This window comes from Rhabdothermincola sp. (genome assembly GCF_036846205.1).
Lineage (GTDB): Bacteria > Actinomycetota > Acidimicrobiia > Acidimicrobiales > Acidimicrobilacustridaceae > Rhabdothermincola.
Genome location: NZ_DAIUCK010000046.1, coordinates 1 through 23,655, shown reverse-complemented (window position 1 = coordinate 23,655; position 23,655 = coordinate 1). Strand labels below are relative to the sequence as shown.

General features: G+C 71.7%; 24 protein-coding genes. 12 read left to right on the top strand and 12 right to left on the bottom strand.

The window, feature by feature from the left end; translation table 11 throughout:
- On the top strand, positions 1-1,207 hold a 1,207-nt coding region (locus V7004_RS08550), incomplete at its 5' end, for an acyl carrier protein (protein WP_334143364.1).
- Here V7004_RS08550 and V7004_RS08545 read toward each other — a convergent pair.
- Positions 1,097-2,302, bottom strand: coding sequence for a GGDEF domain-containing protein (locus V7004_RS08545; protein WP_334143362.1), 1,206 nt, complete (start codon positions 2,300-2,302; stop codon positions 1,097-1,099). The two genes, V7004_RS08550 and V7004_RS08545, sit on opposite strands and share 111 nt — an antisense overlap.
- A gap of 77 nt (positions 2,303-2,379) precedes the next feature.
- Here V7004_RS08545 and V7004_RS08540 point away from each other — a divergent pair, with 77 nt between their 5' ends.
- From V7004_RS08540 to V7004_RS08525, 4 genes are all read left to right on the top strand, one after another.
- The gene (locus tag V7004_RS08540; protein ID WP_334143361.1) at positions 2,380-3,006 is read left to right on the top strand and encodes a VOC family protein; all 627 of its coding nucleotides are present in this window, start codon (positions 2,380-2,382) and stop codon (positions 3,004-3,006) included.
- A gap of 45 nt (positions 3,007-3,051) precedes the next feature.
- On the top strand, positions 3,052-4,440 hold the full coding sequence (locus tag V7004_RS08535; protein WP_334143360.1) for an MBL fold metallo-hydrolase: 1,389 nt from the start codon (positions 3,052-3,054) through the stop codon (positions 4,438-4,440).
- 159 nt (positions 4,441-4,599) lie between these two features.
- Positions 4,600-5,724: a fructose-1,6-bisphosphate aldolase/phosphatase gene (gene fbp / locus V7004_RS08530; protein ID WP_334143359.1), complete on the top strand. Its 1,125-nt coding sequence runs from the start codon at positions 4,600-4,602 to the stop codon at positions 5,722-5,724.
- A 72-nt stretch (positions 5,725-5,796) separates the two neighbouring features.
- Complete coding sequence (locus tag V7004_RS08525; RefSeq protein WP_334143358.1) at positions 5,797-7,164, top strand: RtcB family protein; 1,368 nt, start codon at positions 5,797-5,799, stop codon at positions 7,162-7,164.
- An 8-nt stretch (positions 7,165-7,172) separates the two neighbouring features.
- Here the strand turns inward: V7004_RS08525 and V7004_RS08520 are convergent, their stop codons facing one another.
- The 4 genes from V7004_RS08520 to V7004_RS08505 all read right to left on the bottom strand — a co-directional run bounded on the left by V7004_RS08520 (position 7,173) and on the right by V7004_RS08505 (position 9,733).
- Positions 7,173-7,628: an archease gene (locus V7004_RS08520; protein WP_334143357.1), complete on the bottom strand. Its 456-nt coding sequence runs from the start codon at positions 7,626-7,628 to the stop codon at positions 7,173-7,175.
- Between the two features lie 16 nt (positions 7,629-7,644).
- Positions 7,645-8,403: a response regulator transcription factor gene (locus V7004_RS08515; RefSeq protein ID WP_334143355.1), complete on the bottom strand. Its 759-nt coding sequence runs from the start codon at positions 8,401-8,403 to the stop codon at positions 7,645-7,647.
- A gap of 147 nt (positions 8,404-8,550) precedes the next feature.
- The gene (locus tag V7004_RS08510; protein ID WP_334143354.1) at positions 8,551-9,222 is read right to left on the bottom strand and encodes a PP2C family protein-serine/threonine phosphatase; all 672 of its coding nucleotides are present in this window, start codon (positions 9,220-9,222) and stop codon (positions 8,551-8,553) included.
- A 250-nt stretch (positions 9,223-9,472) separates the two neighbouring features.
- Positions 9,473-9,733, bottom strand: a complete 261-nt coding sequence (locus tag V7004_RS08505) for a DUF1918 domain-containing protein (protein WP_334143353.1) — start codon at positions 9,731-9,733, stop codon at positions 9,473-9,475.
- Positions 9,734-9,922: 189 nt separating this feature from the next.
- On the opposite strand from V7004_RS08505, the gene V7004_RS08500 reads away from it, so the two are divergent.
- From V7004_RS08500 to V7004_RS08475, 6 genes are all read left to right on the top strand, one after another.
- Positions 9,923-11,278: a phosphoribosyltransferase gene (locus V7004_RS08500; protein ID WP_334143351.1), complete on the top strand. Its 1,356-nt coding sequence runs from the start codon at positions 9,923-9,925 to the stop codon at positions 11,276-11,278.
- A 10-nt stretch (positions 11,279-11,288) separates the two neighbouring features.
- Positions 11,289-11,891, top strand: coding sequence for a flavodoxin family protein (locus V7004_RS08495; protein WP_334143350.1), 603 nt, complete (start codon positions 11,289-11,291; stop codon positions 11,889-11,891).
- Positions 11,892-12,131: 240 nt separating this feature from the next.
- Complete coding sequence (locus tag V7004_RS08490; protein ID WP_334143349.1) at positions 12,132-12,542, top strand: RrF2 family transcriptional regulator; 411 nt, start codon at positions 12,132-12,134, stop codon at positions 12,540-12,542.
- Entirely contained in the window at positions 12,539-13,003 is a 465-nt protein-coding gene (locus tag V7004_RS08485) for a YwiC-like family protein (RefSeq protein WP_334143348.1), read from the top strand. The genes V7004_RS08490 and V7004_RS08485 overlap by 4 nt, the downstream gene beginning before the upstream one ends.
- A 16-nt stretch (positions 13,004-13,019) precedes the next feature.
- On the top strand, positions 13,020-13,718 hold the full coding sequence (gene ric / locus V7004_RS08480; protein ID WP_334143347.1) for an iron-sulfur cluster repair di-iron protein: 699 nt from the start codon (positions 13,020-13,022) through the stop codon (positions 13,716-13,718).
- On the top strand, positions 13,715-14,218 hold the full coding sequence (locus V7004_RS08475) for a group III truncated hemoglobin (protein WP_334143345.1): 504 nt from the start codon (positions 13,715-13,717) through the stop codon (positions 14,216-14,218). Before ric ends, V7004_RS08475 begins: the two co-directional genes overlap by 4 nt.
- Positions 14,219-14,238: 20 nt before the next feature.
- On the opposite strand, the gene dinB is transcribed toward V7004_RS08475, so the two are convergent.
- From dinB to V7004_RS08450, 5 genes are all read right to left on the bottom strand, one after another.
- Entirely contained in the window at positions 14,239-15,528 is a 1,290-nt protein-coding gene (dinB, locus tag V7004_RS08470; RefSeq protein WP_334143344.1) for a DNA polymerase IV, read from the bottom strand.
- 10 nt (positions 15,529-15,538) lie between these two features.
- The gene (locus V7004_RS08465) at positions 15,539-16,267 is read right to left on the bottom strand and encodes an endonuclease V (RefSeq protein ID WP_334143343.1); all 729 of its coding nucleotides are present in this window, start codon (positions 16,265-16,267) and stop codon (positions 15,539-15,541) included.
- A 76-nt stretch (positions 16,268-16,343) separates the two neighbouring features.
- The gene (locus tag V7004_RS08460) at positions 16,344-17,423 is read right to left on the bottom strand and encodes an alpha/beta hydrolase family esterase (protein WP_334143341.1); all 1,080 of its coding nucleotides are present in this window, start codon (positions 17,421-17,423) and stop codon (positions 16,344-16,346) included.
- Between the two features lie 15 nt (positions 17,424-17,438).
- On the bottom strand, positions 17,439-18,383 hold the full coding sequence (locus V7004_RS08455) for an acyl-CoA thioesterase (RefSeq protein ID WP_334143340.1): 945 nt from the start codon (positions 18,381-18,383) through the stop codon (positions 17,439-17,441).
- Positions 18,384-18,429: 46 nt separating this feature from the next.
- Complete coding sequence (locus V7004_RS08450) at positions 18,430-20,208, bottom strand: adenosylcobalamin-dependent ribonucleoside-diphosphate reductase (RefSeq protein WP_334143338.1); 1,779 nt, start codon at positions 20,206-20,208, stop codon at positions 18,430-18,432.
- A 192-nt stretch (positions 20,209-20,400) separates the two neighbouring features.
- On the opposite strand from V7004_RS08450, the gene V7004_RS08445 reads away from it, so the two are divergent.
- Positions 20,401-21,984 carry an alpha/beta hydrolase domain-containing protein gene (locus V7004_RS08445; RefSeq protein WP_334143336.1) on the top strand — a complete coding sequence of 528 codons (1,584 nt, stop codon included), beginning with the start codon at positions 20,401-20,403 and terminating at the stop codon, positions 21,982-21,984.
- 50 nt (positions 21,985-22,034) lie between these two features.
- Here V7004_RS08445 and V7004_RS08440 read toward each other — a convergent pair whose 3' ends face one another.
- A complete protein-coding gene (locus V7004_RS08440; RefSeq protein WP_334143334.1) occupies positions 22,035-22,280 on the bottom strand; it encodes a hypothetical protein in 246 nt (81 codons plus the stop codon).
- On the bottom strand, positions 22,247-23,065 hold the full coding sequence (locus V7004_RS08435; protein ID WP_334143332.1) for a hypothetical protein: 819 nt from the start codon (positions 23,063-23,065) through the stop codon (positions 22,247-22,249). The genes V7004_RS08440 and V7004_RS08435 overlap by 34 nt, the downstream gene beginning before the upstream one ends.
- Between the last annotated feature and the right edge of the window lie 590 nt (positions 23,066-23,655).

Here is a 23,655-nt window from a genome sequence, read left to right as displayed (position 1 = left end):
GCCCCTGAACGACGAGTTCGCCCGGGTGCTCGGATGCGAGGTCGTCACTGACACCGACACCTTCGCCGGACTGGGGGGGGATTCACTCTCCTACGTCGAGATGTCCGTCCGGATCGAAGAAGCCCTCGGGTACCTCCCCGACGGCTGGCACCTGATACCCGTGGGCGAGCTGAACCGCCTCGAGCCTCGCCACCCGAACGGGGGCTCGCAGACGGAGACCAGCGTCGTGCTACGAGCGCTGGCCATCGTGGGCGTGGTCGGCACGCACGTCGGCCTGTTCGGTCTGCTCGGCGGGGCCCACCTGCTTCTCGCGATCGCCGGGATCAACTTCGCCCGGTTCCAGCTGGCGTCCGGCGACCAGCGACATCACCTCCGTCGAGCGTTCGCCTCGATCGGGCGGATCGCCGTGCCCACCATGGCCTACGTCGGGCTCCTCCACCTCACTTCCGACCGCTACACGGTGGCGAACGTCCTGCTGATCAACAACTACCTGGCCGACGGGGTGTGGCGGTACTGGTACTGGTTCGTGGAGGTACTGGTCCAGGTCCTCCTCGTGGCTGCGGCGGTGTTCGCGGTCCCGGGCGTGCGACGACTCGAGCGCCGGCACCCGTTCCGGTTCGCGCTGGCGGTGCTGCTCGGAGCGCTCGCGCTCCGGCACGTCCCGATGGGCGATCCGGCGAACGACATCTATCGGACCCACTCGGTCCTGTGGCTGTTCGCGCTGGGATGGCTGGTGCACCGGTCCACGACCATCCGCCAGAAGGCACTCGTGAGTGTGCTGGCCGTGCTCACGGTCTCGACGTTCTTCACCGAGCCCTCACGCGATGCTGTCGTGAGCGCCGGCATCCTGGCCGTGCTGTGGGTCGGCTCGGTGCGGATACCTCGCCCGCTCGCCCGGTCGCTCGCGACACTGGCCGCCTCATCCATGTACATCTACCTCGTCCACTGGCAGGTGTACCCGGTGCTCGACCGGCACCTGCCGGCTCTGCCGGTGACGTTGCTCACCGTGCTCGCCGGCCTGGTCACGTGGCTCGCCATGAGAGCCGTGGAAGGGTGCGTCGCCCGCGCCTGGCTGACGGCCCGGGACCGGCCCGCGTCAGCCCCGGAGGCCCTCCGCGCCTTTGCGGGCGCGCTTGACCCGGTACATCGCGTGGTCCGCGTGATGCAGCAACGCCGGCAGCGAGCCTCCGTGGTCGGGAGCCCGTGAGATGCCCACGCTGCCGCTCAACGACAGCAGCTCAGCCCCGACGAGGTACGGGTCCTCGAACACCGCCAGGACCTTTCGCACCAGCCGATCGACGTCCTCGACGCGGGGAATGTGGGGGAACAGCACCACGAACTCGTCGCCACCCAGCCGCACCACCAGGTCCGTGCCCCGGACCGCCGCCTTCAGCCGGCCGGTGAGCTGCACGAGCAGCTGGTCGCCGACCGCGTGGCCCCAGGTGTCATTGATGGCCTTGAACCCGTCGAGGTCGACGAACAACAGCGTCAGCCCGTCGAGGCACCCCCGCCGGTCCTGCTCGAGCTGCACCCGGCGCTCCAGCGCCGCCCGGTTGCCCGCCCCCGTGAGAGGATCGGTGAGGGTGTGGCGCTGGATCTCCTCCAGGAGTGCCGCGGCCTCGAGCGCCACCGGAGCGTGATCCCGGCTCTCCGCCGCCAACTCCCAGGCCCACTCCTGCAGGCGCTTGACCCGATCGTGCCACGGATCGAGCTCGGTGCCGAGGAACGCTCGCGACCGCCAGCGCAGCTGGAACAGGCAGGCCTCGTCGCCACGGTTCACGCAGCTGGTCTCGACCACGGTGCCAGACATCCCCCGCAGGGTCGGGATCAGGGCGTAGACCCCGCTGAGCAGGCGGCAGAAGAAACGAGTGCGGCCCTTCTCCGTCGAGACCACCTGCACCTTCGCGTCGTGATCACCGCACTCGATCACGGTCGCCGACCGCAGGTCGCTGGCGGTGTTCACGCTGGCCACCACCGCCTCCATGAGCTCTGCGAGCGGCACGTGGTTGGGCACCAGGAGAAGCCCCCGCTCCTGGAGCACCCGGAACAGCTCCTCGCCCGTCCGCCGGCCGATGTCGGGCTCGTGGCACAGCTCCGCCACCGCGATGGCGATCGCCAGCACCACTTCGACCTCGACCCATTCCTCCCAGTTCTCGACCACCGCGAGCACCCGCTCGGCGCCCACCCGATCCATCACCTGCTTGACGCCGTCAGGGCCCAGCGCGCGCTCCACGTAGAGCACCAGCACCGCCGCGACGAGGCCCGAGACGTCGCCTACCTCCGGCTTCGCGCCATCCGCCACACCGCTCTATCGGCACGCGCCGGACCAAGGTGAACCCGGGCTGAGGCGATCGGTGGGGCTGTCCCTACGCTGGCAGCATGAGCAGCGCCCCCGGTCCCAGCCCCGCCCCCCCGGATCCCTCCAGGCCTTTCTGGCGTGGTATCCACCACCTCGCCCTGGTCACGACCGACATGGACGCCACCACCCGTTTCTGGCACGGAGTGCTGGGAGCTCGGCTCGTGGTGACGCTCGCGACCGAGGCCTTCCGCCACTACTTCTTCGAGGTCGCCCCCGGGTCGACCGTGGCGTTCTTCGAGTACCGGGACCAACCCGTGGAACGCTACGCCAAGCCCGCGGGGGTACCGTTCCCCCAGGCGTCGCAGTTCGACCACCTGTCCCTGGGACTCGCCGACGAAGACGCCCTGCACCGCTTGCGCGACCGCCTCGACGCCCACGGCTGCGAGGTGACCGACGTCATCGATCACGGCATCATGCGGTCGATCTACTTCACCGACCCCAACGGCATCGCGCTCGAAGCCTCCTGGTGGACCCTGGACGCCACCGGGCGCCCCGCGGACCACGCCGACCCCCGCTTCTTCTCCGACCCCGAGCCCGTCCCCGCGGTCGCGGAGATCGCCCACGCCGGCACGGTCGAGGCCACCCCGCGTACCGAACTGGTCTCAGAGATCACCCGCGACCTCTACAAGCCGGGCGCCACCGGCTGAGCCGGGGCGGCGCGTGCCCACCGGCGGGCCGCCTACGATCCGGCGATGGGCGCTCCCCGACTCCGCTTCCTCGGCGGTGCAGGAACCGTCACCGGCAGCCGCTTCCTGGTCGAGACCGAACCCGGGCGGGTACTGGTCGACTGTGGGCTCTTCCAGGGCCTCAAGCGGCTCCGGCTCCTGAACTGGCAGCCCCTCGCCGCCGACCCGGCGACCATCGACGCGGTGGCGATCACCCATGCCCACGTCGACCATCTCGGCTACCTCCCGGCGCTGGTGCGCGACGGCTTCCACGGCCCGATCCTCGCCACCCCCGCGACGATCGAGCTCGCCGGCATCGTGCTTCGCGACGCGGCTCGCCTGCAGGAGGAGGAGGCCGCCTACGCCAACCGCAAGGGCTTCTCCAAGCACCATCCCGCCCGGCCCCTCTACACCAGCGCCGACGCGGAGGAGGCCCTGGCCCGCTTCACCCCCCTCGCGTTCCACACCCTCGCCGCTGCCGGTCCCGGTGCCTCGGTGCGCATGCGACCCGCCGGCCACATCCTCGGTTCGGCCACGGTCACGCTCACCCTCACCGACCACGACCGCACGATCCTCTTCAGCGGTGATCTGGGACGGGACTCGCACCCCCTCCTGCGTGGCCCCGCGCCTCGGCAGGCGACCGATGTCGTCGTGGTCGAGTCGACCTACGGCGACCGCCGGCACGACGATCAGGAGGTGAGCCTGGACCGCATGGCCCGGGTGATCACCCGGACCGCCGAACGAGGGGGCACGGTGATCATCCCGGCGTTCGCGGTCGACCGCACCGAGGTCGTGCTGCTGGTGCTGCGACGCCTCCTGGCCGAGGGTCGCATCCCCCGGTTGCCGGTGTACGCCGACAGCCCGATGGCCCTCGCGGTGCTCGACGTGTACCGCAAGGCCGCCGCGGCACAGGACCCCCAGCTCCGGCCCGGTCTCGGCGACGGTGATCCCTTCGACGCCGGCGACCTGCACGAGGCCCACACGCCGGAGGAGTCCATCGCCCTGAACGAGCTGACCTATCCCTCGATCATCATCTCCGCCTCGGGCATGGCCACCGGTGGGCGGGTGCTGCACCACCTGGCGCGGTGCCTGCCCGATCCGCGGAACGCGGTGATCCTCGTCGGCTTCCAGGCCGCGGGCACCCGAGGCGAGCAGCTCGCCGCGGGCGCGCCCGCGATCAAGATGCTCGGGCGCTACGTGCCGGTGCGTGCTCAGGTGCTGGTCGTCGACGCGTTCTCCGTGCACGCGGACGCCGACGAGCTGGTGACCTGGCTCACCGCCGCACCCCCGCCCGAGACGGCCTACGTCGTGCACGGGGAGCCCCGAGCGAGCGCCGCGCTCGCCGACCGGCTGGCGGGCGACCACGGCTGGACCGCCGTCGCGCCGCGCCAGCTCGAGTGGGTCCGCCTCGACTGACCGCTGCTTTGCCGGTCTCCGTTCGAGCAGGCGGGCTCGAACGGCAGCTACCCGCAGCGACGCCGATCCGGAGGTCACCCGGCTCGGCGGGGACCTTCGCCCCTTGTTCCGGGGGAACGACTCCCCCAGCATGGGTACGAAGTGCAGAGGAGGTAGGGCATGACCACGCTCAGCATCATCAAGGCGGACACGGGCGGATTCGTGGGCCACTCGGCCGTCCACCCCGAGATGGTGGAGGTGGCGGCGAGCGCTATCGACGGGGCCCGCGGCGACCTCCTGCTCGATGGTCAGGTCGCCACCTGCGGTGACGATCTGGCGCTGGTCATGCTGCACGCCCATCCCGCCGACGATCCCGCGGTGCACGAGTTCGCGTGGGAGGTCTTCACGCAGACCACGGCGGTGGCCACCCGCCTCGGCCTCTACGGAGCGGGGCAGGATCTGCTCTCGGAGGCCTTCAGCGGCAACCTCCGGGGTATGGGACCGGGCTACGCGGAGCTCGAGTTCGAGGAGCGGCCGAGCGAACCCGTGATCTGCTTCTTCGCCGACAAGACCGAGCCCGGTGCATGGAACCTCCCGCTGTTCAAGATGTTCGCGGATCCTTTCAACTCGGCAGGGCTGGTCATCGACGCCAAGATGCACGAGGGCTTCCTGTTCGAGGTGTACGACCTGTACGAGGACAAGCGGCTCATCTTTGACTGCCCGGCGGAGATGTACGACCTCCTCATGTTCATCGGCGCCCCTGCCCGCTACGTCGTCCACCGGGTGATCTCGAAGTCCCTCGGAGAGACCGCCGCTGCCACCAGCACTCAACGGCTGTCGCTGATCGCCGGCAGGTACGTCGGTAAGGACGACCCGGTCATGATCGTGCGCTGCCAGTCGGGCCTCCCCGCGGTCGGCGAGGTGCTCGAGCCGTTCGCGTTCGCCTACGGGGTTGCCGGCTGCATGCGTGGCTCGCACCACGCACCGATGATGCCGGTGGCGGCCAGCGACGCTCACCCCTCACGCTTCGACGGCCCGCCACGGGTGGTGGCACTCGGCTACCAGGTCCACGGCGGCAGCCTCATCGGCCCGCGGGACCTCTTCGACGACCCCGCCTTCGACCGGGCACGGGAGCAGGCGAACGACCTGATGGACTGGTTCCGCCGGCACGGCCCCTTCGAACCGCATCGCCTGCCGCTCGACGACCTCGAGTACACGACGATGGCCGCACTGGAGAAGCGCCTCGCCGATCGTTGGGAACCGATCCTCTCGCCGACGCCCGACCCGCGAGCGATACGGCGCTGATCAGCGCGAGCCGTGACGACGCAGCTCGTCTCCGATGGGCCCTGCCGCTTCCGGCTCCCGCGGAGCGGCCCGATGCGAGTTCCCGGCGTCGTGTTCGCCTCCGAGGCGCTGCTGGCGGTGGCCCACGACGACCGATCACTCGAGCAGGTCGCGAACGTGGCCACCCTTCCCGGCATCGTCGAGGCCTCCTACGCCATGCCCGACGTGCACTGGGGATACGGCTTCCCCATCGGTGGCGTGGCCGCCACGGACATCGACGCCGGCGGCGTGGTCTCCCCTGGTGGCGTGGGCTTCGACATCTCCTGCGGTGTGCGCCTCCTGGTCTCGCCCCTGACGGTCGGCGAGCTGGCGCCGAACATGTCGCAGCTGATGGACGAGCTGTCCCGGCGGATCCCACGTGGGCTGGGGCAGGGCGCGGTCTGGCATCTGGCCGGCGTGCGGGAGCTGGACCGGATCCTCGAGCGGGGCGCCGAGTACGCGGTGGCGAGCGGCCACGGCAGCCCCGCGGACCTCGAACGATGCGAAGACCACGGGACCCTGGAAGGGGCGGTGATCGCCGGCGTGAGCGAGCGAGCCCTCGAGCGGGGACTGCAGCAGGTCGGCAGCCTGGGATCGGGCAACCACTTCCTCGAGGTCCAGGTGGTCGACGACGTCTTCGACGCGAGAACCGGAGCCGCGTTCGGCCTGGAACAGGACCGTGTCGTGGTGATGATCCACTGCGGAAGCCGCGGCCTCGGTCACCAGATCTGCTCCGACCATGTCAAGGCGATGCGGCCGGCGATGGATCGCTACGGCATCGAGATCCCCGATCCCCAACTCGCCTGCGCGCCCGTCCACTCGCCCGAGGGGGAGGCGTACCTGGGCGCGATGGCGGCCGCGGCGAACTACGGGCGCGCCAACCGCCAACTCCTGACGGAGGCCTGCCGTCAGGTGTTCGGCCTGGTCGCCGGCACGGAGCAGCTCGAGCTCCTCTATGACGTCTCGCACAACCTGGCCAAGATCGAGACCCACGAGATCGACGGCGTGCCCCGGCGTCTCTGCGTCCACCGGAAGGGCGCGACCCGGGCGTTGCCACCCGGTCATGAGGCACTGCCCGCGGACCTTCGCCAGATCGGCCAACCGGTGTTGATCCCGGGCTCGATGGGCACCGCCTCCTACGTGCTGGTCGGTTCGGAAACCGGCGGAGCGTTCCACTCTGCTGCCCACGGCGCGGGGCGGGTCATGAGCCGGCATGCCGCAGCCCGCCAGACCCGCGCCGACCGCCTCCGGCACGACCTCGAGGCCAGTGGGGTGGCGGTCCGGGCCGCGTCCCGTCGCGGGCTGGTCGAGGAAGCGCCGATGGCGTACAAGGACGTCGACGAAGTCGCCCGAGTCTGTGAAGAGGCGGGGCTCGCGCGGCGGGTGGCGCGCCTGCGCCCGATCGGGGTGGTCAAGGGCTGAAGCAGGGTCTACACGTCGACCAGGGCCCGGCACCACCATCCGTCCCGGTCACGGAGGCGGAACTCCAGCCCGTGACGGGAGACGCCTTTGGGTACCGCCCCGACCAGCTCGACCGCCTCGGCGGCCACCGTGTCGAAGGTGCCTGCCACCCCCTCGGCGTCCACGGTGAGCTGGACCCCGATCGGCACCACCGCCTTGGTCTCGACCACGTAGATGACCTCCTCGAGCAACGCCACCACCTGGTCGTCGTCGGTGCGAGCATCGATCGTGAACGGGATCGCCACCACGGCATCGGGCTCGACGCCCGGGTCCGACTCGACGAACGACTCCACCAACGCGAGCACCGCGTGCTCCAGGCACTGCCCTTTCGTGGGAGCCCAGGCCTCGATGATGACATCAGCCGTGTGGGGTACCACCCGGTGGCCAGCCGGGGGCGATGAGGGCCCGCGGTCGTTCCCGTTCATGATGGCGATCGCCTGGTCATCCGGGGTTCTCCGCCACCAGCTTGTAGCCCAGACCTCGGACGGTCACGATCCGCCTGGGCTGCGAGGGGTCAGCTTCGATCTTGGCCCGCAACCGGCGGACCTGGGTATCGATGAGCCGGCTCTCGCCCAGGTACGCGTGGCCCCAGACCCGCTCGAGGAGCTGCTGGCGGCTGAGCACCCGGCCCGCGTTCGCTCCCAGCTCACCGAGCAGGCGGAGCTCGGTCCGGGTGAGCGCGACCGGGCGACCCTCGAGCACCACGACCCCCTCGTCCATGCGGATCTCCAATCCTCCGACTCGCAGCACGGCGGGCGCCCGCCCTGCACCTGCCCGCCGGAGGACCGCCCGGATGCGGGCGGTGAGCTCGACGACGCTGACCGGCTTGACCAGGTAGTCGTCAGCGCCGGCGTCGAGGGTGTCCACCACCGCTCGGGTCTCGGACACGGTCGAGGTCACGATGATCGGCACCCGGCTCACCCTCCGGATCCGCCGGCACACTTCCAGCATCGCGCTCGGGTGCCCAGTGAGGTCGACGACGACCACATCGGGCCCCACGACCCCGACCCTGCTTGCGGCATCCTCACCTGCCACCGTCGTTGCGACCTCCACCCCCTCGTGCCACAACGCGTCGCAGACGCTCTGCCTGGGCACCGGGCGGTCGGCGACGACCAGCACCGAGATCCTCGACTTCGGCGACCGTCCACCGAAGGTGGCCATGGCGTCGGTCCCCCAGCCCGACGTGGACGTCTCTGCCATCGACTCCCTCACTGCATCGGGTCGGGAGCACGTGCTCAGCGCCCCCTCGTCCTCACCATGTTCGGAGCCGAGCGCCTCGGTCCCTAGGGACCAACGTCCCGTGATGAGGCGCCACGTGGACGATGTGCGTACCCGATGCCGAGCAGATCAGTCCACGAGAGTCAGGTCGAGGGGTGCCGGGTGAGGCACGGAGACGGGTTCCACCCGGTGAAGCAGCAGGGTCGTGTCGTCGGGCCCGGTGCCCGATCGCTCCTCCCGCGCCAGATCCGCGAAGAGGAAGTCGGCGAGCTCGTCGAGTTCGTGCGGGCCACGGCCGAGCGTACGGGTCAACCGATCGATGCCGTCGGTGATCGACTCCCCACGACGTTCGATGAGACCATCGGTGTAGAGAGCCACGAGTGCGCCCCGCTGGACCGGCACTGCGGCTGCGGTGTACGTGGTGACGTCCTCGACGCCCATGGGGACGCCCACCGGTACCCTGAGCGCGGTGGCTCGGGTGCCGGTCATGAGGATCGGGGGGAGGTGGCCGGCCGAAACGATCGTGGCCCAGTTCCCCCTGATCTGCACGCAGCAGCACGTGCCGAAGATGCCGCCGCGCACCATGGAGGTGTTCAGCTCCGCCAGGGCGCTCGACGGTGGCTTCCCGTCCCAGAGCGCGCTGCGCAGCCTGGCCCGCATCTCCCACATGGCCGCCGCCGCTGAGGCGTCATGGCCAGCGATGTCGCCGATGACGAGCACTCGACCATGATGCGAGGAGATCACGTCGTACCAGTCGCCGCCCGGGCCGGCGTCGCCTGCCGCGCTCAGGTAGCGGGCCACGGTGCTGCCCCTGCGATACCGTCCCGGCACTGGCGTCACCCGCTCTGCAAGGCCCACGACTACCCCCCCGAGGCTCGAACCCGCCACTCACGAATGCGCCGCGGTTCACGCTACGACGGCGTAGCGTCAAACGAAAGAGCCGTGCCGAAAACGACGCGAGGTTGACGCGTTGAGGCCACGAAGCGGAGCCGTGCCGATGCTGCTGGTGTGAACGGTGGGTCGATGGCGCCGACCGCGCGCCGGTGAACGGCTAGAGGGGTCCCTCTCCCTGCACAGGGCGAGGGTGCACGACCTCCGCATCGCTGCCCGGCCAGAAGAGGTGCTGGCCCTCCGTGTCGTCCCACTCGACCAGCCACGGCGCTTCCCCATCGGTTCCCCGAACCTCGACGATCCTGCCGACCCGCTCGTGCTCGCCCACCTTGTGCCCCCGGATCACCAGCTTGTCTCCGACCTGTGCCTTCATCGCCACGTCCTCGACCTCGCACCCGGCGCGCCGCACCGGACCGTTCACCGACCACCCTTCACTACCCCACCAGGGAGTAGGTGAGTCTCCTGCCGGTCGCTCCCGGGCACCTGGTTCGGGGCTGGGTCGGCCGCGGGTATTGAGGAGCTGGCAAGATCGGCAGGCAAGGAGTACCTGGCAGGTGGCCATCGTGCTCGGATCGGCTCGGATCAGCCTGCTGGCACCTGAGGAGGGCGAATGCGCTTCACCGACCGCACCGACGCGGGCCGGCAGCTCGCCGCCGTGCTCGAACCTCGGTTCCGAGGCACCGATGTCGTCGTGCTCGGGCTGCCCCGCGGGGGCGTGCCGGTCGCGTTCGAGGTGGCGCAAGCCCTGGATGCCCCATTGGACGTGATCGTGGTTCGCAAGCTCGGCGTCCCGTTCCAGCCCGAATTGGCGATGGGGGCCATCGGCGAGGACGGGGTGCGGGTGATCAACGACGACGTCGTGCGGCTGGCGAAGGTCAGCCACGCGGAGATCGCAGCCACCGAGGCGGCTGAGCGGGTCGAGTTGGAACGCCGTGCCGAACGGTTCCGCTCCGGTCGGGCCCGCGTGCCGGTGGCAGGCAGGACCGTCATCATCGTCGACGACGGCATCGCCACCGGTTCCACCGCCAAGGCCGCATGCCAGGTGGCCAGGGCTCATGGCGCGACCCGGGTCGTCGTCGCCACTCCGGTGGCGCCTCCCGACTGTCAAGCCAGGTTCGCCGGTGATGCCGATGAGGTGGTCTGCCTCCACCAGCCGAAAGACTTCTGGGCGGTCGGCCAGTTCTACGTGGACTTCACCCAGACCTCCGACGAGGAGGTCGCCGACCTGCTCGCGGCGGCCGCAGCCCGGACCCGAGCGGCGACCGAGCCGGGCGGCCCAACCACCGTGCCGGGCGACCCCCCGGGTGTCGACGCGGAGGTGACGGTGCCCGCCGGCGGCGTCAAGCTCGGTGGCCACCTCTGCCTCCCCCCGGGGGCCAGCGGCCTGGTGGTGTTCGTGCACGGCAGCGGCAGCAGTCGCCACAGCCCCCGGAACCGGTACGTGGCGCAGATCCTCAACGGGGGTGGCCTCGGCACCCTGCTGTTCGACCTGCTCACGCCGGCCGAGGAGGGGGACCGGACCAACGTCTTCGACATCGACCTGCTCGCGCAGCGCCTGGGCTTCGTGACCGCATGGGTGAGTGAGCATCCGGCGGCGCGGGGCCTTCCCATCGGGTACTTCGGGGCGAGCACCGGTGCCGCGGCCGCGCTCTGGGCTGCCGCCGAGCCGGGCAGTCGGGTCGCGGCGATCGTCTCGCGCGGGGGCCGACCCGACCTGGCGATCCCGCGTCTGGCCGAGGTCCGGGCGCCGACCCTGCTCATCGTGGGAAGCCGCGACGACATCGTCCTCGAGTTGAATCGCCGTGCCCAGAGCCATCTCCGGTGCGAGAACCGCCTCGAGGTGGTGGCTGGGGCGACGCACCTGTTCGAGGAGCCCGGAACACTCGACCAGGCAGCGGCCCTGGCCAGAGACTGGTTCACCAGCCACCTTGCCACCGCCGCCCCGGGCGGGACAGTCAGCCGCTGAGGGTCAACCGTTGAGGAAGGAGTCCGACGTGCGGGCGCTGGTGGTCTACGAGTCGATGTTCGGGAATACCCATGTGGTGGCCGACCACATCGGTGCCGGCCTCGCCGCTGCCTTCGAGGTGACGGTGACCCCGGTCGAGGGTGCGGACCCGGCAGCGGTCGCCGGAGCCGACCTGCTCGTCGTCGGCGGCCCCACCCACGCGCACGGCATGACCTCTGCCCCGAGCAGGCGGTCCGCGGCGGAGATGGCCGCCAAGGACGAGCACCTCGGTCTCGACCCCGATGCTGAAGGGCCCGGTCTGCGAGACTGGTTCCACACCCTCGGCCCCTCGGACAGTTCCCTGGCCGCGGCCTTCGACACCCGTGCCGATGCGCCGGCCCTGTTCACCGGCCGGGCCTCCAAGGGCATCGCCAGGCGACTGCGCCACGACGGTTACCGGCTCGTCACCGAGCCGGAGAGCTTCCTCGTAGACAAGGACAACCGCCTGCTCGGGGGCGAAGAGGAGCGGGCCCGAAACTGGGGGGCACACCTGGCGGAGCTGGCGGCCGCCCTCGCCATGCCCGAACAGAGCAGCGGTGGCGGCGACACGCCGCCACCGACACCGGGGCGGTGATCCGGTTAGGCCGCATCGGCGATCGCGAGCCCGGGCGGCGATCAGCCGGCAGCACGCAGGAGGTCGTCCGAGGCAGTACAGGAGGGACGGCGGCCCGGGGATGTTGGTGGTGACGGGGTTGATGGAGCGTTGGGGTAGCTCGTAGAAGACCGCGTCGTCCATCCGCGATCCCCGAGAGGGCTGACGAGGCCGGCGCGAACCCGGGGTGCGATCGCTGGTCCTGACCTATAGTCCTTGACTATGCGACTGGAGATCACCCGCCGGGCCGATCTCGCCACCCGCGCCCTGCTGACCCTCGGCGAGGCACGGGGCCGGCTCAAAGCAGCGGAGCTGGCCGCACGGGTGGGCGCTTCGCCCGGCTTCCTGGCCCAGGCCATGACTCCCCTGGTGAGCCGGGGTTGGGTCCGCTCCGATCCCGGGCCCACCGGGGGCTACACCCTCGTGACCGACCTCGACGCGCTGTCGGTGCTCGAGGTGATCGAGGCGGTCGAAGGGCCCACCGACACCGCGGGTTGCGTCCTGGAGGACCGCCCGTGCAGCCGGGGTGGGCACTGCGCGCTGCACATACCCTGGTCGCGGGCACGCACCCTCCTGCTGCAGGAGCTGTCGGACACCACGCTGGCAGGCGTCGCCGGTCGGGGCCCGCGATGAACCAGCCCGGCGTCGCCGTCGCCCCCCGACGGTCGACCCTGCGGTCCGTCGCGGTACCGAACGAGCACGGCGGCTGGGGCCTCACCGGGGAGCCGGTGCTCCTCGGGCTGCTCATCGCCCCGACCATCGCCGGTGTGCTGCTCGGCTTGGCCGCCGTGGGGGCCTTCCTCCTGCGCCAACCGTTGCGGATGGTGCTCGTCGACCACCATCGGGGTCGCGACCTCGCCCGCACCCAGCTCGCCCGCACCCCGGTACTGGTCGTGGGCGCGATCCTCGTCGTCCTCGCCGCCGCCGCAACCGTCATCGCCGGCGCCCACCTCTGGTGGCCCGCGCTGGCCGCCACCCCCCTCGTGGCTCTGGAGCTGGGGTTCGACCGGCGGTCACGCAGCCGCCGGCTCGCACCGGAGCTCGCCGGGGCGGTGGGCGTGAGCGCAGCGGCGCTCGGGTTCCATCTCGCGTGAAGAAAGGAGCACTCCCATGACCGAGGACCCGACGCTCGCCTCGCTGGTGACCGCCAACCCTGCTGCCGCCAGGGTGCTGGAGCGACACGGCTTGGACTACTGCTGCGGCGGAGCCCAACGGCTCCGGGACGCCTGCGCCGCTCGGGGCATCGATCCCGACGAGGTGGTGGCCGAGCTCGCCGCTGAGCCGGCCGTTCCAGCATCGGAGTGGGGAGCCATGGACCCCGCGGAGCTGGTCGATCACATCATGGCCACCCACCACGCGTACCTCGACGGCGAGCTACCCCGCCTGCAGGCGCTGGCCGACAAGGTCGCCGGTGTCCACGGCGGCCGACATCCGGAGCTGGTGCGCGTAGCGGAGCTGGTCGAGGCGTTGCGTGCCGACCTCGAACCACACCTGGCGAAAGAGGAACAGGTCCTGTTCCCCATGATCCGCGAGCTCGCCGGAGCCGCGACGCGTCCGGCCTTCCACTGCGGCACGCTCCAGGCGCCGATCCGGGTCATGCTGGCGGAGCACGACCGCACGGGCGAGCTGCTCGCGCAGCTGCGGACGCTGACCGACGGGTTCACCCCGCCCGCGGATGCCTGCGCCAGCTACACCGCGCTGTACGAAGGCCTCGCGGCGCTCGAAGCGGACGTCCACCTGCACGTGCACAAGGAGAGCAACGTGCTGTTTCCCGCGGTCCTGGCCCTCGAGTCGGACCTCAAGAGATGACCAGCGAGCCCACGTCCCGCGATCTCGACACCCGGGAGGACGTCGAACTGCTGGTGCGCGCCTTCTACCGGGACGCGGCGACCGATGACCTGCTCGGACCCATCTTCGAGGGGATGGGGGTGGACTGGGCGGCACACATCGCCACCCTGACCGACTTCTGGTCGTGGCAGCTGCTCGGTGAGCGTGGCTATACGGGTAACCCCCTGCGGGCCCACGAGCCCGCCCATCAGCGGTTCCCGTTCACCGACGCGCACTTCGAGCGCTGGCTGGAGCTGTTCGCGGCGACGGTCGACACGCACTTCGAGGGGCCGAGAGCTGCCACCGCCAAGCAACGGGCCGCGAAGATGGTTGCCGCGCTCCGGCGGCTCCTCGCCGGCGAGGAAGCAGCGGGCCACGCTCCCGTGGTGCCGTTCCTGGCCCGGCGGGCGAGCGGTCCGGGACCGGGCACGGAGCGCAGCCCGGGCCCGCACCCCGGGGGTGTCAGCCGGCCGGCTCGCTGAGCGGGCGACGTCCGAGCAGCCTAGAGCCGCGACACTCGGGGGCCGGCGTCACGCGGCTCCCGCCGCTCGGCTTCGACCAGCTCCCGGAGCTCCTCGGGCACACCGCCGAGGTCCGCGAGCGCCACGCCGGCGTACCCCAGGGCCCGGCGACCGAACTTCGCTCGCACGTCGTCCACCGCTCGATCGATCGCCCACCGGGCCGACCCGCTGGGCGTGCCCGGGCGGCGGCCTCCGTCGAGGCCCAGCGGCAGCTCGAGCTGCAGCGCGAGCTCGTCGACCAGGTTCGAGACGGAGATGGCGAGCAACGTGACCTCCCGCTCGAGGGGCTGCTCGTCGAGCACGAGCTGCGCCAGGTCCACCGCCACCTCGGTGAGGGTCAGGGTGGTCGAGACCGGCGCGGGGAGGGTGATCGAACGGGTGACGGTGCGCAGGCCGGGGAACCGTACGGTCACGGTGACGGTCCGCCCGGCCCGCCGAGCGGCTCGCAGCCGGGTGGCGACCCGGTCGGCGAGATGCCCGAGCACCGCCTGCAGGAGGTCGGCAGTGGCCTCCCGCCGACCGAGCGCCGACTGCGCACCCACCGATCGCGACCGCCCACCCGGCGCCACCCGTCGCGGGTCGGCGTTGGCCGCGAGCGATGACAGCTTCCGGCCAACCGCCGCACCGGCCAGCCGTTCGAGGGCCGCGGGCGACACCGCGGCCAACTCCCCCACGGTGCGGATGCCCGCCCTCGCGAGCCGCTCCCGGGTCACCCGCCCGACACCCCAGAGCAACTCGACGGGAAGCGGATCGAGGAACGCCCGCTCCTGCCCCGGCTCGACGACCACCAGTCCGTCCGGCTTGGCCACCTGCGAGGCCACCTTGGCCAGGTGCTTCGTGGTCGCCACCCCGATCGAGACGGGCAGCCCGATCTCGGTGCGGACCCGGTCGCGGATCCGGCGAGCGATGTCCGCTGGTTGGCCGAACAGGCGCGTCGAGCCGCGCACGTCGAGGAAGGCCTCGTCGATCGAGATCCGCTCGACGGCCGGGGTGACGTCCTCGAAGACCCGCATGACCTTGTCAGCGAGACGCTGGTACTCGCGGAAGTGGCCTCCGACGAACTGCAGGTGGGGGCACAGCCGCCGGGCCCGCCAGGCTGCCATCCCGCCCTGGACGCCGAACGCCTTCGCCTCATAGGACGCGGCCAGCACCACCCCGTCTCCCACCGCGATCGGCTTGCCGCGCAGTGCCGGGTCGAGGAGCTGCTCGACCGACGCGTAGAACGCGTCGAGATCGGCGTGCAGGATCGTCGCCTGCTCAGCGGAGTCCACACCCGCCACGTTAGACGAACGTCTGTTCGACAGGGTGATCCAGCCCCTCCGAGCGGGCCTCGCGGGCCAGACAGCGGGCCCGCCGCAACGGCTCGGGGGTCCGAGCCGTGCCGGTGGTGCGCAACACCACCTCGACCGCGACGTCCACGCTGGTCCGCCAGGCCGCGTGGGCCACCAGGGGCTTCACGCCGGGCCGGGTGCGCACCCACCGGGCCACCTCCTCTCCGTCGAAGAACAGCGGCGCGGTGGCACCCACCGCGGGGTCCACCGGCTCGGCGCCCGTGGCCACCAGCGGGCGATGGGTCACCCCGACCGACGGCAGGTCCGTCGCCGCCCCGAGGTGCAGCGCCAGGCCCGCACGCCGGGGGTGGTCGCGCCCGGTGGCGTCCACCAGCAGCACTTCGGGCCGGCCGTCGAGGGCCTCCAGGGCGTCGAGCAGCATGGAGCCTTCCCGGCGGGCGAGCATGCCTGGCGCGTAGCTCGCCCCTGCCAGCCCGGGGACCACCACCCCCGACCGCAGCCGGCCGTGCTCATCGACCAGTACCGCCGCGCACCAGGCGTGATCGCCGGCGTGGCCCGGACCCTGCTCACCCCTGGCGAACGCCACGAAGCACCCCGCCGCGATGAGCGGGCGGCCCGGCTCGGGCTGCCAGGGCGCCGGTTCGGCTCCACCGAGCCGCTCCTGCACGGCCACGAGCGTGCGGTCCTCTCGCCAATCCTCGCGGGGATCGTGGTCCACCACCGCGATCGTGACCTGCAGGCGACCCGCGTGCCCAGCGCGGGCCCGCACCCACCGGACGGCTCGCTGCCAGCCGTCAGCTCCCGGAGCCGTCGAAGAAGTCCAGCACCTGCTCGGTGGCATCCACCGGAGCCGCGTGCTCGGCCGAGGAGCCGAGTGGCCAGCGGTGGCCCCAGCCGTGCAGCGTCCACAACTGGACCGGCCGGTCGCAGCCGCTCCACCTCATCACCGTCACCTGTCCCCCCGCGCGATCCTCCACTCCCGGCCCGGGGTCGCAGCCGTTGCGAGCGGCCCAGGCGGCCATGCGCGCCGGCACCGACGGGTTGCCGAGCTGGACCCCCATCAGCGTGCCGCCCGTGTAGGCGACCACGTCGTCGGCATCACCGTGGAAGGCGAGCACCGCCACCGCGTCGTGACCAGGACACGCGCCGGTCAGGTTGACACCCGAGACCGCGGCAACGGCCGCCAGACGACCTCCGATCTCGCAGCCGAGGGTGGTGGCCATCCCGGCGCCGTTGGACATGCCGGTGGCGTAGATGCGGCGCGGGTCCACGCAGAGCTCGGCGGCGAGGTGGTCGATCAGGGCGGCGAGGAAACCGACGTCGTCGGCGCCGAGGGCGGACGAGGCGACACCCTCGAACCCGGGGGGTGGGCCGGCCGCACCGAAGTCGATGCCACTGGAGCCGAAGAAGTTCCAGAACGAGAACCCCTCGAACCCCGCGGCCTGCTCCGCCTCCGGTGAGTCGACCGGCACCGACAGCGGCGCACCTTGGGGGGTGACGACGACGTAGCCCCGGGCACCTGCCCGCGACGGCAGGTCGGTGATCGCGTCCTGGCGCTCGATGGTGCTGCCGAAGCCGTGGAGGTTGAGGATCAGCGGTGCGGCGGTGCTGCCGTCGTAGGTGGGCGGCAGGTGCACGGCGTAGCGTCGCTCGAGCCCGCCGTGCGGCAGCGTCTGCGTCTGCCCCGCCACGATCGCGCCCGGTGCCGGCCGGGCCGGCGTGCAGCGCTCCGCGACCGGTACGGACCCCCCGGGGGGCGCGGCGGTGCCGCTGGTCGACCGGTGCGAGGTCGAGCCCGAGCCCGTGCAGGCCGCCAGCAGGCTGCCGGCCAGGACGATCACCGCCACCGTGGCGAGGTGGCGTCGGCGATGCATCCGGGAGGTCCTCGCTCAGCGCAGGACCCGGAGCAGGGCTTCCTGGGCGACCGAGAGGCCCAGCACGCCGTCCTCGCCGTGCATGGTGCCCCGCATCAGGCCCCGGCTGCCGGCGTTGGACACCGCGTGACCGTCGTAGAGGAACCAGTCGTCGGCCCGGATCGGTCGATGGAACCACACGGCATGATCGAGGCTGGCCCCCATCAGGCGATCCAGGGGCTGCTCGGGCAGCGGCGCCCAGGCCATGAACACCGCCCCCATGTCGGAGAAGAAGGTGAGCACGCACTGGTGCAGTGCGGGGTCGTCGTCGATCCGGCGGGTGAGGCGCATCCACGCGCGCCGGGTGGACTCGATCCAGCCGTGCTCGTCGGGCTCCGTGCCGCCGATCTCCCGCAGCTCGAACGGCAGCCGCGGTCGCTCCGATTCGGGGATGAACAGCATGCGGGTCGGGCTGTCGGCCGGCGCGGGCACGTCGGGCATCGGTTTCTGGTACTCCGCACCCGGCTCGTCCCGGTGGAACGATGCGACGAGGGTGAAGATCCGCTCGTCACCCTGGCGGGCCTCGACTCGCCGGGTGCTGAAGGAGCGGCCGTCGCGGAGGCGATCGACTTCGTAGACGATGGGCTCGCCGGGACGCCCGCCGAGCAGGAAGTTCGCGTGCAGCGAATGTGCCTGGTGCCCGGAAGGAGCCGTGAGCTGCGCGGCCCGCAGGGCCTGCGCCGCGACCTGGCCACCGAACACCCGCTCCCCGAAGCCCCGGTCGGGGTTGGGCACCTCGAACCGGTCGTCGCCCAGCGCCTCGAGGTCGAACAGCTCCAGGAGGCGATCCACCGGATCGGCAGGTGCCGCTCCGCCGGCGACCGCCGCCGTGGCGGCCAGCTCCGCGCCAGGATCCCGGGCCGGCTCGGCGCGCGGGGATCGCGCTCGGACCTCGCGGTCGTCCAGTTCCCCCGTGGCCATCCCCCCAGCGTGGCCGATCGAGCGGCCCGAGGCCATCCGGCAGCGATCAGTAGTGGCACTCGCGAGCGGAGCATCCCCCCGAGAAGGTCGGGGCCACGGCGATCGCCGCCTCGCTGCCGGCCGGGGCGAGGCGTCGCTGGACCTGGTCCGGCCGGCTGCCGTCTCGGTAGACGGTGATGCCCTTCACCCCCGACCGCCAGGCGAGCCGGTAGAGGTTCCCGATGTCGCGGGGCGTGGCGTCGTTCGGCAGGTTGACGGTCTTGGACACCGCGGCATCGACGTGGCGTTGCACGGCGGCTTGCATCCGCACGTGCCAGGCGGGGGCCATCTCGAGCGCCGAGCGGAACACCCGCTTGATCGAGCGCGGGAGCCCGTCGATGCCCTGCACGCTTCCGGTGACGGCGAGCTGGTCGAGAAGGTCGGTGGACCACAGCCCGGCCTCGCGCACGACGGTCTCGAACGCTCGGTTCACCTCCAGGTGGGCAGCGCCGAGCAGCTGGCGGGCGTACACGACAGCGAAGACGGGCTCGATGCCGGCGGTGGTGCCGGCCAGCAGCGAGATGGTCCCGGTCGGCGCGATCGACAGCAGCTGTGCGTTGCGGCGCGGCCGGCGGCCACGGCGAGCGAGTGTGCTGGCTTCCCAGAGGGGGAACGGTCCGCGCTCCTCGGCGAGCTGCTCGCTCGCTCGCACCGCGTGGCCGGCGATCGTGCGGATGACGTGGGCGGCGGTCCGTATCCCCAGCTCGCTGTCATACGCGACACCCTGGAGCGCGAGCAGCTCGGCCAACCCCATCACGCCGAGCCCGATCTTGCGGGAGCCGTGCGCCGCGGCCTCGGTCTCGGGGGTCGGGTAGGTGGCGGCGTCGATGACGTCGTCGAGGAACCGCACCGCGGTCGCGACCACCTCCGCCAGCCGCCGCCGGTCGAGGCGGCCGCGCTCGACGAGGCGGGCCAGGTTGATCGAGCCCAGGTTGCACGATTCGTGGGGCAGCAGCGGCACCTCCCCGCAGGGGTTGGTGGCCTCGATACGGCCGACACTGCGCAGCACGTTCGCCCGGTTGATGCGATCGAGGAACACGAGGCCGGGGTCCCCACTGCGCCAGGCTTCCTCGCAGATCTGCTCGAACAGCTCGCGGGCGTCGATGTGGCCTGTGGACCGCCGGGTGCGCGGGTTGACCAACTCGAAGCGCTCACGCTCGACCACGGCCCGCATGAACTGGTCGGTGGCGCCCACCGAGAGGTTGAAGGTGTGCAGCTCCCGGAGGTCGTGCTTGGCCGCCACGAAGGCCTCGATGTCGGGGTGGGAGACCTCCAGCACGGCCATGTTGGCGGCCCGCCGCCGGCCACCTTCGCGCATCACGTCGGCGGCGGTGTCGTAGAGCCGCAGAAACGAGAGGGGGCCACTGGCCCGCCCGCCGGTGGTGCCGACGAGATCACCCGCGGGACGGATGCGGGAGAAGGAGAACCCGGTGCCGCCACCGGCCTGGTGGATCAACGCCGCGTCGGCCAGGGTGCCGAAGATCGACCGCAGCGAGTCCTCGATGGGGAGCACGAAACAGGCCGAGAGCACCCCGATCCCGGTTCCCGCGTTCATCAACGTCGGCGAGTTGGGCAGGAACGTGAGATCCCGCATGAGCTGCTCGAAGCGCGGCGCCCACGACGTGGGATCCTGGCCGTAGCGGGACTCGACCGAGGCGATCGCCGCCGCGACCCGGGCGAAGAGCTCACCCGGTGACTCCACCACCTGTCCGGTGCGGTCACGGCGCAGGTAGCGCTCGGTCAACACCTCGCGGGCCGCGGTGCTGAGCGGGAGCTCGTCATCCATCACCGACCAGGGAACCAGCTCCGCCGATCCGCCGCTCGGTTGGCGGGGACGACGGGGCATGGCGGCCCGCCACGGCATCCCGGCGTTCGCCGACGGCGACGTTCCGGACGAGGTGGGCCACGTGACCCCGGGGACCGGTCCCCTCCCTGGAGGTGGCGGCGAGTACGGTCGTTCCGTCGAGGGGAGGCGATCATGCGCGGAACACGTCGGGGGCGTTCGTTGCTGGTGGTCGGGGCCGTGGCGATCGCGGCGACCGCAGGCTGCTCGTCCGGTGACGGCGCAGACCCCGACGTCGCTGGTGGGACGGGTCCCGCGACGACGAGCACCGTCGCCGGTCGAGCACCCCAGGAGATCGCCCGCCCGGCGGTCGAGGGCAACGGCGTCGTGCTGCCCCAGCCTGCGAGCGCCCTGCCGGAGGGCTACCTCCAGGAGGAGTTCTTCGTCGGCGGCACCGCGACCCGCTTCGCGGCGCTCGACACCCCCGACGACGGTTTCTGGACGGTGGAGCCTGCCGGGGAGGCCCCGTACCGCACCCGGGTGATCGTCCGGCGCCCGGCCGACCCGGCGCGCTTCAGCGGCACGGTGGTGGTGGAGTGGTTCAACGTGAGCGCCATCGAGGCCGCACCCGACTGGGGGTATCTGTCCGGGGAGATCGGCCGCGAGGGCCACGCCTACGTCGGGGTCAGCGCTCAGTCGCAGGGCGTCGAAGGTGGCCGGACCATCCTCGATGTGCAGGTCGATGAGCAGGCGGCGCAGGAGGTGGGCGGCGCGCCGACCGGCAGCGGCTTGAAGAGCACCGACCCACAGCGCTACGGGCCGCTCGCCCATCCCGGTGATGCCTATTCGTTCGACATCTTCAGCCAGGTCGGCCGGGCCCTGCATTCCGAGCCGGGTGCCCTGCTCGGTGACCTCCAGCCCACCCAGGTGCTCGCCGTCGGCGAGTCGCAGTCGGCGATCTTCCTGTCCACGCTGGTCAACGCGCTCCACCCGCTCGACCCGGTCTTCGACGGGTTCCTGATCCACAGCCGGGGGGCCAACGTCGCTCCTCTCGACGGGGACTTCCTGCGTGCCCGCTCGGGCCAGGACGTGTCAGCCGCGCTCCAACAGGCGGTCCGCCTGCGCACCGATCTGGACGAGCCGGTCTTCCTCTTCGAGACGGAGACCGACCTCACCCTGCTGGGCTATGCCCGGGCCCGCCAGCCCGACACCGACCGGATCCGGACCTGGGAGGTGGCCGGCACCTCGCACGCGGACGCCCACGTGTTGCGCTCCATCATCGGCGGGCCACGAGACCCCGGTGTCGGTTCGCTCCTCGGCTGCCCCCAGCTCATCAACACCGGGCCCCAGCACGAGGTGGTCCAGGCCGCGCTGCACCACCTGGTGGCCTGGGTCGCCGGGGGCGAGCCTCCCCCCACCGCCGAGCGCATCGAGCTCACCCCCGGTGACGAGCAGATCGCCCGGGCCGCCGACGGGATCGCCCTCGGCGGGGTGCGAAACCCGCTGGTCGACGTGCCGGTGGCGACCCTCACCGGTGACCCGCCCGGTGGCGCGACGCTGGCGGACCTGGCCAGCGGTTCAGGTGGTGTGTGCCTGCTGTTCGGGCAGACGATCCCCTTCGACCGGGCGACGCTCGTCGAGCGGTACGGGACGGCGGACCGCTACGTGGAGGCGTTCCGGGCCTCGGCGGACCGAACGGTGGCCGCGGGGTTCCTGCTCCGCCCGGACGCCGACCAGTTGATCGCCGAGGCCGACGCGGACCGGGTGCTGTTCGACTGACACCTCCGGCTGCCTGCAGGCTGCCCGGCCGGTGAAGGTCCCGCCAGCGCTCACTCCTCCGGCGGGAGCATCCGCTCCACCTCATCGGGCATCCAGGTGCGGGCCGCGGCACGGCCCACGTCTTTCACGTAGTCCCCACCTCGGCCGGTGTGGTAGCTGTGCGCGTAGTAGTACTCCGCCATCTCACGGTCGCAGTTCTGCTCGGTCATGATCCGCTGGATCTCCCGCTCGCGGTCGCGCTCCATGCGGTCCGCCACGTCGTTCACCCGGTCGCGGAACTCCTCGATGTTGCCCATCTGCTCGACGACGGGGCCGGCGCCGCCCCGACCGGCGAAGCCCGTCGCCGCACCCTTGACTGGTCGGCCGAGACGGCATGGCCACCACCGACCGATCCTGGTTCGCCGCTGCTCTCGCCGGCCTCGATGCGGCGATCGCCCTCGCGCATCGCCCACTCGACCGCCCGCCGCTGGCGCCGGTTGAGCCGCCACTTGAACAGGAAGTAGGTCAGCCCGGCCGCACCACCCCACACCAGCGCCAGCGCGACCAACCTGGCCGCCAGGTTGATGTCACCAGGCCCGTCGTCGGCCTGGCCCTTCTCGATTCGCACCTGCACGTCCGGCTCGCGCTCCAGCGGCGGGAGCGCCTCGGCGGCTCGGAGGTACTCCTGCTGCAGGCGCTCGGTCACCTCCGGCTCGGGCTCGAACGCCCCCGCGGGGAGCTGCGAGCGCTCGTACCACCCGCACACCCCGTTGAACGGGACCGTGTAGCCGACCGCGTTCGGCCCCTTCGTGCATCGCCAGACCTGACCCGGTCGGGGCGGCTGCTGGCCGGCAGGCGGGCCGTGGGGGATGAACAGGTAGCCACAGGTCAGGTCCGGGGCACCGGCCCGGGTGAGCTGCTCCCACCGCACACATCCCCAGACCTTCACCACGTCCCCGGCCACCTCCTGGGTGACCGCACCGCCGGGAGGCTGCTGAGCCCACTCGGATCGGTTCACGAGCGTGCCACCCGCCGGGATGTCCTGGGCCTGCACCGCCGAGGCAGCGAGGACCGTGAGGATCGTGATCGTCGCCGCTGCCACGCCGATACGGGAAGTGATCCGTGCGGATCTCCCACCAGACGATCGCTGCGTTCCGCCGACCATCCGCACCGCCACCTCCTCGCCGCTGCCCGTTCACCGTTGGGAGGTGCACCGACCGCCTCCGCTGCCCCAGACGCTAGCCCTGCGTCAAGCGCGACCGCTCGGATGGCCTGGGAACCGGGCCGGCGGTGCCGCTGAGCCTGCTGAACCTGCGCGACCGTGCGGGAGCAGGTGGCGGCGCCCTGCGAGCGCTGGTTGCTGTCGGATGGTCCAGGTTTGGGCGAACTCGCTGAGGGTGAGGTGGCCGTGGGCGCTGTGGGGTCCGCTGTCGTTGTAGTCGATGCACGACTCCTCGATGAGCACCCGGCTTCGAGGAGGCCGTCGAAGGGCCACAGGTTCAACCGCTCGTCGGGCGGGCGGCTGTTGCACGACTCGATCCAGGCCCTTTGCCACGGGGAATCGGCGTGTCGAGCTCGCCGCCGCCGTCGATGTCCGCGATCGACTTCGAGGACACCGTCGTCAGCCTCCCGGGGATCCTGACGTGGACCCCTTCGGCGTTGTCGGTTCAGGTCGTTCGGGTTTGTAGGGTC